Source organism: Rhabdochromatium marinum, from assembly GCF_016583795.1.
GTDB lineage: Bacteria > Pseudomonadota > Gammaproteobacteria > Chromatiales > Chromatiaceae > Rhabdochromatium > Rhabdochromatium marinum.
The window spans coordinates 1-8,833 of record NZ_NRRS01000109.1; the positions used below are offsets into that span (position 1 = coordinate 1).

Genomic DNA, 8,833 nt, shown 5'->3' on the forward strand with positions numbered 1-8,833 from the left:
AGCCATTTCAATTCCTGCCCTTACGGGCCTAGTGACGGAGCCTTGCGGCTCGCTCCCCTCGGGAAGGTCTGCAACCGGCTCCCGCCTCACGGCAGCGATCAGAACCTTCGGCGCTTTGCCTTTCACCAGCATGACCCTGATCTTCCAGTGTCTGGAACTGAGGAAGCATTCCAGAGTGGGTCTCAACGACCTGTTGCAAACGTAGCGGGTTTTCACCGCTTTCCCTGGTCAACCCAGCTTGTCTTCACAAGCTCCGCCCTTCAGGGCGGGGTAGTTGACGCTTGGGGACTCTTTAGGAGGGGAAGCAACGCATGAACAGCGGCCGCCGGAACAGCAGAATTCGCCGCTGCTAAAACAGATTAGCACATCGTCGGGGCCTGATGGTCGAAACCCTGGCATGGCTTATAACCTTATATGTCCAGGCCCGAGGTCTTCATTATGCTGATGCGTTTGCTTGATATTTTGGTGCCCGTCTATGGCATCGTCCTGGTCGGTTTCCTGTATGCACGTCAGCATGCGCCCGATTTGCGCGCAGCCAACCGGCTGAATCTGGAAATCTTTACTCCCGCGCTGTTATTCGATGTGCTGGCGGCGCGGGATTTTCATCCCGGTGCCTATCTGATTCTAGGACTGGCCGGTACCCTGGTGATGCTGGGCTCGGGTGTGATCGCCTGGGGCGTGAGCCGGTGGATACGGCTGCCACCGCGCACCCTGGTGCCGCCGATGATGTTTCTCAACTCCGGCAACATGGGCCTGCCACTGGCGGTGCTGGCGTTTGGCGATGCCGCGCTGGGAGGCGCGGTGGTGCTGTTTATGGTCGAGAATCTGCTGCACTTCACCCTGGGCGTGCGCCTGCTGGATCGCCATTTGCGCTGGTTCGATCTGCTGCGCATGCCACTGGTGATGGCTTGTGTGCTGGGGATCGGCGCCTCGCTGCTGGAGTGGCAGCCACCAGCGGCTATCGGCGAGGGGATTCATTTGCTCGGCCAGGTGGCCATTCCGCTGATGCTGTTCGCACTCGGCGCGCGTCTGACCGAGGCAGACTTGCGCCACTGGCGCGCGGGTCTGCTCGGGGCGCTGCTGCGTCCGGCCAGCGGTCTGCTGCTGGCGCTGGTGCTGCTGTGGCTGTTACCACTGCCACCCGAACAGATCGGACTGCTGCTGCTCTTCGCCGTCTTGCCGCCAGCGGTGATGAATTATCTGTTCGCCGAGCGCTACGGGCAGCAACCCGAGGTGGTGGCGGCGATCGTGATCTGGGGCAACCTGGCCAGCATCTTGGTGATTCCGGCGGTGTTGGCTCTGGTACTCTGGGCTGCATGACGCTTTCCATGAGGGGCTCCCTGCATGAACACTCATCACCCTGTGTTAGCTCGACTGCAGGCCAATCTTGCGCAGGTGATCCGTGGCCAGCCGGAGGCGATTGAACGGCTGTTGGTGGCTTTGCTCAGTGGCGGGCATCTGTTGCTGGAGGATCTACCCGGCACCGGCAAAACCACCCTGGCAAAAGCCTTGGCGCGCTCGCTGCAGGCGGAATTTCGGCGGGTGCAGTTCACGCCCGATTTGCTGCCGACTGACATTCTCGGCGTGTCGGTGTTCGATCCGGGCGCGCGCTCATTTGATTTTCGTCCGGGGCCGATTTTTACCCAGGTTCTGCTGGCCGATGAGATCAACCGCGCTTCGCCGCGCACCCAGTCCGCGCTGCTGGAGGCCATGGGCGAGGGACAGGTGAGCATCGAAGGCCGGGCGCGGACGCTGGATGCGCTCTTCTTTGTCATTGCCACCCAGAACCCAGTCGAATTTCATGGCACCTATCCGCTGCCGGAGGCGCAGCTTGATCGCTTCGCGATGCGCTTTGCCCTGGGCTATCTGTCAGCGGCGGATGAAACCGCCGTGCTGACTGAACGTCACCTCGGCGAGCCGCTGGAACACCTGGACGCTGTGGCGACACCACAGGATATTCTGGCATTGCGGGCGCAGGCGGCCGAGATCGCAGTCAGCCCGGCAGTGGCGGGCTACATTGTCGAACTGACGCGTGCAACCCGCACCGCCGAGGGCGTGCTCCTGGGTGCGGGCCTGCGGGCGTCACTGACCTTGATGAAATGCGCCCAGGCACTGGCACTGCTGGAAGGGCTGGATTTTGTTACTCCGGATCATGTGCAGCGTCTGGCAGTACCGGTGATCGCGCATCGGCTGGGGCTTGACAGCCAGGCACGCTTTGGCGGGCGCGATGCCAACCAAGTGGTCAGTGAGCTGCTGGAGCGACTGGAGCCGCCGCGCTGAGGCGAGCAGGCCCATGAGCGGATCCCTGTTGCGCGCCGCCCTGTATCCGGCCCTGCGCCGGTTGGAGCGTTGGCAGCACTACCGGCGCCATGGGTTGACGCCGCTGGGGCGCTTTGTGCTGGGGCTTGGCTTTGCCGCCGCCGTATTTGGCATTGACACCCGACTCAATCAACTCTATCAGCTGTTCACCCTGGCGCTGGCGCTGCTGCTGTTGGCCGGTCTGGCGGCGTTGTTCGATGCCTGGCGCTGGCGCGGACAGGTCATCGCCAGTCGCGAGCTGCCGCAGACTGCCAGTGTGGGAACAGCGGTGGACTACCGGGTACGTCTGCATAGCCGCAGCCGACGCCCTGTGCGCGGCTGGTGGATTGAAGAGCGCTTACCGGATCCCACGCCCACGCGCGTGCAGTTTTGCGATCCGCGCCAGGGCGCTGACCCGGCCGATGGGCGCTTCGACCGTCTCATGGGCTATCCACGCTGGCGCCGGCTGATTAACCGCAATCGTGGTGCGGGTATCACTGAATCACGCCCTGTTGATACTTTGGTCGAGCAACATGACACGCCAGTGCGCCTGCGTTTGGCCCCACAACAGCGCGGCTATCTGCGCTTGCCTGGCCTCTGGCTCAGCCGGCCCGATCCCCTGGGGCTGGTGCGGGCGCGCGTGATGATTCCTTGCGAGCAATCCCTGTTGGTGCTGCCCAAGCGTTATCCGGCGCCGCGACTGACGCTGCCCGGGCGCCGCCAGTATCAGCCGGGAGGCATGAGTCGTGCTGGCGCAGTGGGCGATTCGCAAGAATTCATCGGGCTGCGCGAGTATCGCCCGGGGGATTCGCCGCGCTTGATTCACTGGCCCAGCTGGGCGCGCAGCGGCACACCCCAGGTCAAGGAATATCAGGATGAATTCTTCACTCGCCATGCTCTGGTGCTGGATACCTTTGCCACCACCGCCATTGACGCACAGTTCGAGGCAGCGGTCAGCGTAGCGGCTTCGCTGTGTGATCGCATCGGCGATGCAGACACCTTGCTCGATTTGCTCTTTGTTGGGGCCGAGCCTTACTGTTTCACCACGGGGCGCGGGCTGGGCGATGCCGGGCAGTGTCTGGAAGTGCTCGCCTGCGCGCAGCCGACCCTTCATGGCGAGGTTGTGCAGTTGCAGCAGGCGCTGGTAGCCCGCATGGGGCAGCTTAGCGCGCTGGTGCTGGTGTTGCTCGATTTCAATGCGCCGCGCCGCCAACTGGTGCGCACCTTGCTGCGCCATGGGTTGCCGCTGCGGCTGCTGGTCATTTCCACACAGACAGCCTCGGCTCTGAATGATGGCTGGACGGGGCCGCCAGCGCAGCCCCTTCATCCTGAGCGGATGGCTGAGGATCTGGCGCGCTTATGAATCGCAACCCGCCTTTGGTGTTCACTTGGGCACTGCTGCTGTGGAGCGGGTTGACCGGCGCCTGGCTGCCGGGGATCGCCCTGGCGGTCTGGTTTGAGTGGGCGCTGCGCACCCGCACCCGCTGGCACATGACGGATAAATCGCTGGAGCGCCTGGTCGATCTAAGCAGTCTGCTGCTGCTCGCCTTGATCTTGTTTGAATACAGTCAGGGTCCGTTGTCAGCCGGCATCTTTGCTGTGCTGCGCTGGTCGCCGCTGCTGCTGGCACCGCTGCTGTCAGCGCAGATCCTGAGCGCCCGGCCAGGAGTCAGCTATCGCGCACTGTTTTTGTCCCAACGGCGCAGTCGCTCGCCCGACGCTGACCGTTGGCTGGATCTGCAGCCGGTCTATCTGGGCGCCTGCGTGCTGGCGGCCGGGGTTGGCACGGCGGTGCAGCATCCGCTGGCTTACCTCGGTGGTGTGCTGGTGCTTACGCTGTGGGTCTGTGCCTGGCAGCCGCGCCCAAGCCCTAGGCGCCAATGGCCGCTGTGGCTGACGCTGCTGGTACTCGTGGGTGCGCTGGCCTGGGTAGGGCAGCAAGGACTCAGCCAGGCGCAACGCCGCGTCGAAAACCTGGCGATCAACTGGCTCAGTGACTTTCTGTGGAGCGAGCGTGATCCTTACCGGGCACGCACCGCCTTGGGCGATATTGGCGAACTCAAGCTGTCAGATCGTGTGTTGTATCGCGTGACAACTGAGACGCCGTTGCGTCACGCCCTGCTGCTGCGTACTGCGGCCTATGATCGCTATGTCAGCACCAGCTGGTTTGCACATCCGCAGGACTTCCAGCCTGTGCCCAGGGTGGAGGGAGGCTGGCAGTGGTCACCCAGGCCGACAGCAGCAGCTGCGGAAGACTCAACCAGTGCTGATCAAGGCGCCGATCAAGACGCCGACCAAGCGGCTAATCAATGGGTACAAATTGGCAGTTACCTGCCCAGACGTGGTCAACTGCTGCCGTTGCCGACCGGCACTTGGCGTCTGAGTGATCTGCCAGTTGACAGCCTGGAGCGCCAGTCACTTGGCGCCGTTAAAATCAAGAATGGACCACCGCTGATCCACTATCAAGCGCTATACCGCAATGCCGCTAGCAGCGATCGCCCCCCCGAGGAGGCCGACCTGCGCGTACCCAAATCCGAGCAACCAGTGTTGCAAGCCCTGGTGAGCGAACTGGGTCTGAGTCAGCCTGGGATTACGGTTGCCGCAGATACTTCGAATGCTCCAGAGTCCCCAAGCACTTCAGGTATTTTGAGCACTCGAGATACAGTCAAGCGGGTACGCGACTATTTCGCCAGTCAGTTTCGCTACAGCCTGAAGCTGCCCGGCGCGCCAGCCGGGCAGACTGCCATTGAGTATTTTCTGACCACCACCCAGCGCGGCCACTGCGAATTTTTTGCCACAGCCACGGTGCTGCTGTTACGCCAGGCTGGCGTGCCAGCGCGCTATGCGGTTGGCTATTCGGTGCAGGAGCCGGTGGCCGGTGCCCATCGCTATCGGGTCCGCCGCAGCCATGCGCATGCCTGGACGCTCTACTGGGATCAGGGCCAATGGCATGATTTCGACACTACTCCGGCGCTGTGGGCCGAGCTGGAAGCCGAGGAGCGTTCGTTCTGGCAACCGCTGGTCGATCTCGGGTCGCGGCTGTGGTATCAATTCAATCTCAGTCGCCTGGAACCGGGGCAGGGCACCCCCATCTGGCTGTGGGGTCTGCTGGCAGTGCTTTTTGCGCTGCTGGCCTACCGACTGCGCCTGGGCCAGCGTTGGCGTGCCGCGCATGCCCGCCGATCACGCGAGAGCGTCGCAGCACCGGACAGTCCACTCGCGCCTATTGCCCGGCAACTGACCCGTGCCGGCTGGCCACGCCGCTGCGGCGAGACCGACCGGCAGTGGTTGACCCGGCTCGCGCACAGCCGGGGACTCGAACCTGAGCTGCCGCCGGTGGATCGGCTACTCCAGCTCAACGAACAGGCCCGCTATCGCCCCGGCGGTCTGGATGTGACCGCGCGGCATCAGTTGCAGGTACACATCGACCACTGGCTGACGGCATGGAAACAAGCGAAATCCACCCAACAACCAACCAAGCGATGACCGAATGAGTTGCTACAGTTTACAAACGGAGTGGCATCTGATGGTGATCGCACAACGATTGACTCAACAGGTCCGTGAGCCAAACCATGCCCATGCCAACAACTGCCGAGCAGGCTCCTTCTAAGTCGCCACTGATTACGCAACGGCTTTATGGTCGCGAGCCGCACCTTCGAGTGCTCATGGAGGCATTCGAGCGCGTCTGTTGTGGACATGGCGAGGTTTTGCTGCTGCCCGGCACGGCCGGGGTTGGTAAAACCACGCTGGTGCAGGCGATTGCAGACGCGATTCGGGAAAAAAACGGCTTTTTCTGTCAGGGTAAATTCAATCAGTATCAGCAGGGTTTGCCTTATGCCGCCTTTCAGCACGCCTTTGCCGAGCTCTGGCGGCACATTCGCGAGGAGTCGCGGTCGCAGCAACAGCAATGGCGCCAGCGCATTCTTCAGCGCGTGGGCGACTTTGGCAGCCTGCTGTTTGAAATCGCGCCAAAGTTTGCCGCCCTGATCGGCCCTCAATCGGCCCTCTCCGACATCAGTCCGCAAGAGGCCCGTTACCGCTTCGACAGCGTCTTGAACAACTTTCTCGATCTCTTTTGCCAGCCAGAGCATCCGCTGGTGCTGTTCATCGACGATTGGCAGTGGGCTGACACCGCCTCCCTGCAGATGCTGGAGAAGCTGCCCATCGGCTCGGAGCTGCGTTACCTGTTGCTGATCGCAGCCTATCGCGATGATGAAGTCGAGGCGTCCCATCCCCTGACCACCGTCGTGCAGGGATTGCGCCAGCACCAGGTGTCATTGCAGACCCTGGAAGTGCACCGTTTGGGACTGGATGCCCAGCGGGAGTTAATGCACGAGGCACTACCGCCGCAAGTCATTGATCCTGAAGGGCTGGCCCAGGTTATCGACCGCCATACTCAGGGGAATCCCTTTTTTATCCATGCGTTCCTCAGCTTCATTCACGAAGTTGGGTTGCTCGTGTTCGATCAGGGCAAAAACGCTTGGTGGTGGTCGGTACAACAACTGGGCGCGCAATATTTGCCCGAGGATGTCGTTGAGCTGTTCGCGCGGCGGTTTCGGCAGCTTGACCCCGAGTCGGTGCGGGTATTGACGCACGCCGCCTGCCTGGGCAACCGCTTTGATCTTGAACGCCTGGCGCTGGTCACCCGTCGCTCCACTGCATTCTGCCTGGCGTTGCTGGAGCCCCTGATTGAGCAGGGGCTGTTACGGCCTGTTGGTGATGGTGCCACACAGGCGGGAGCGCTGCCGAGTCCGTTGTGCTTCGTTCATGATCGGGTGCAGCAAGCCGCCTATAGCCTGTTGGCGCCGGAGCAGGTCTTGCCAACCAAGCTGGCGATCGGCTGGGCGTTGTACGCCCATGATGGCGCCGAGGCGCCGGGCGAACAGTTGTTCCAGATGGTTGAGCATCTCCAGGCCGGCTGCCATCTGATTGTGGATCGCGACCAGCGGTTCACCGTCATCGAACTGAGCCTGGTCGCCGCCCGCAAGGCGCGTGCGGCGACGGCCTACAGCTCAGCGCTGGCCTATCATCGCGCTGCCGGCGCCTGGTTGGATGATCCGCACTTCGCCGACTGGCTTTGGCAGACGCATCATGGCGTAGCCATGAGCTTGCTTCAGGGCTGGAGCGACAGCGAGTTTATCGAGGGTGACCGGAGGGCGGCGCGGGTGCTCCTTGAGCAAGCGGTGGCACGTGCGCAAAGCGCCATGGAGCGCGCGCAGGTGCTCAATGTATTGATTGTTCAGCACACGCTTCAGGCTAATTACATGGAAGCCATTGAGGCCGGGCGCCAGGGACTGGAGGCACTCGGCGTCCAGTTGCCGGAAGCCGACTACGAGCGCGTGCGCGATGCTGAGATCGCTCAGGTCATGGCGACTCTGGCCGGTCGCGACCTGGACACTCTGGCGGCGATTCCCGAGATGCAAGATCCTCAGCAGCGCATGATTGTGCAACTGCTGATTACCATGGGACCGCCCTGTTATCGGGCGCATCAGCGACTCTGGTCGGTGCTGGTTCCCAAGGTGGTCGATCTGACCTTGCGTCATGGCCATGTGCCGCAGATCGGCTACAGCCATACTGCTTTTGCCGGATTGCTGATCTGGGTGCGGGATGACTTTGCCACAGCGCGCCTCTTCACCGAGCTGGCGACGCGGCTGATGACCAGAACCTTCCTGGCACCGACCGAGCAAAGCGTCTTTTATCTGATGATCGGGAGTTCAGCGCGGTTTTGGTTCGAGCCGCTGGCCCGCAGCAGCCACGACTATACCGAAGCCTACGAGGTGGGGTTGCGCGCGAGCAATCTGCAGTATGCTGCCTATGCTTTCGGGCACAATATGTACTGTCGCTTGTATTTGGGAATTCCCTTGTCGGTGCTGCGCGAGGAGACTGAGCAAGCGCTGGCGTTCAGCCGTACCCGTTTCAATCAATGGGCGATTGAGCTGCTTGAGGGGGGGCTGCGAGTCATCGATTCGCTGTGCGAGGAGGCGGAGAATCCCGCCGCGCGGCTGTCGGATGAACGTGCCTGTCTGCACGACGTTGAAGCGCGCGGCAACGTCCAGGTTGCCTGCATCGACCGGATTCTGAGAACTTTTCGGGAAATGTTACTGGGTCATCATGAGGAGGCGCTGGCGCTTTCCGAAGAGGTGGCGCCCATGCTTTATATGGTGGGCACCCAAGGGCTGTTACCTTGGCCCATGCATCTTTGTACCCGCTTTCTGATTCTCAGCGCGCTGCATCCCTGGGTCGATATCGCCCGCCAGCAGCACTGGGAGGGGGAGTTGCGGGAATTGCTTGCCAAGCTGCGACACTGGGCTGAGCGTTGTCCAGAGAATTTTTCCCCCGCCTATCTGGTGGCCGAAGCCGAACTGGCCAGGTTAGAGCAGCGCGGTCAAGCCGCCATGCAGTTGTTTAGGGTGCGGCCTCGACAAGATGTTATTTCGAGGAGTATGCTCTAAGCCTCTGTAAATGATGAGGCGAGGAGCGATCATGGCCACGGTTGTTCGGCGTTCGGGCGAAGAGATCACCATCGAAGTGAGCC

Annotated in this window: 6 protein-coding genes; all 6 read left to right on the plus strand. The window is 62.1% G+C overall.

What is annotated here, in order from left to right; translation table 11 throughout:
* On the plus strand, positions 1–205 hold a 205-nt coding region (locus tag CKO36_RS19410; RefSeq protein WP_207161517.1), incomplete at its 5' end, for a hypothetical protein.
* Positions 206–414: 209 nt separating this feature from the next.
* The gene (locus CKO36_RS17910) at positions 415–1,320 is read left to right on the plus strand and encodes an AEC family transporter (protein WP_242469721.1); all 906 of its coding nucleotides are present in this window, start codon (positions 415–417) and stop codon (positions 1,318–1,320) included.
* Positions 1,321–1,344: 24 nt separating this feature from the next.
* Positions 1,345–2,280, plus strand: coding sequence for an AAA family ATPase (locus tag CKO36_RS17915; RefSeq protein ID WP_200286279.1), 936 nt, complete (start codon positions 1,345–1,347; stop codon positions 2,278–2,280).
* Positions 2,281–2,293: 13 nt separating this feature from the next.
* On the plus strand, positions 2,294–3,661 hold the full coding sequence (locus CKO36_RS17920; protein WP_200286280.1) for a DUF58 domain-containing protein: 1,368 nt from the start codon (positions 2,294–2,296) through the stop codon (positions 3,659–3,661).
* Complete coding sequence (locus tag CKO36_RS17925; RefSeq protein WP_200286281.1) at positions 3,658–5,784, plus strand: DUF4129 domain-containing transglutaminase family protein; 2,127 nt, start codon at positions 3,658–3,660, stop codon at positions 5,782–5,784. The genes CKO36_RS17920 and CKO36_RS17925 overlap by 4 nt, the downstream gene beginning before the upstream one ends.
* 86 nt (positions 5,785–5,870) lie before the next feature.
* A complete protein-coding gene (locus CKO36_RS17930; protein WP_200286282.1) occupies positions 5,871–8,750 on the plus strand; it encodes an ATP-binding protein in 2,880 nt (959 codons plus the stop codon).
* Positions 8,751–8,833 lie beyond the last annotated feature (83 nt).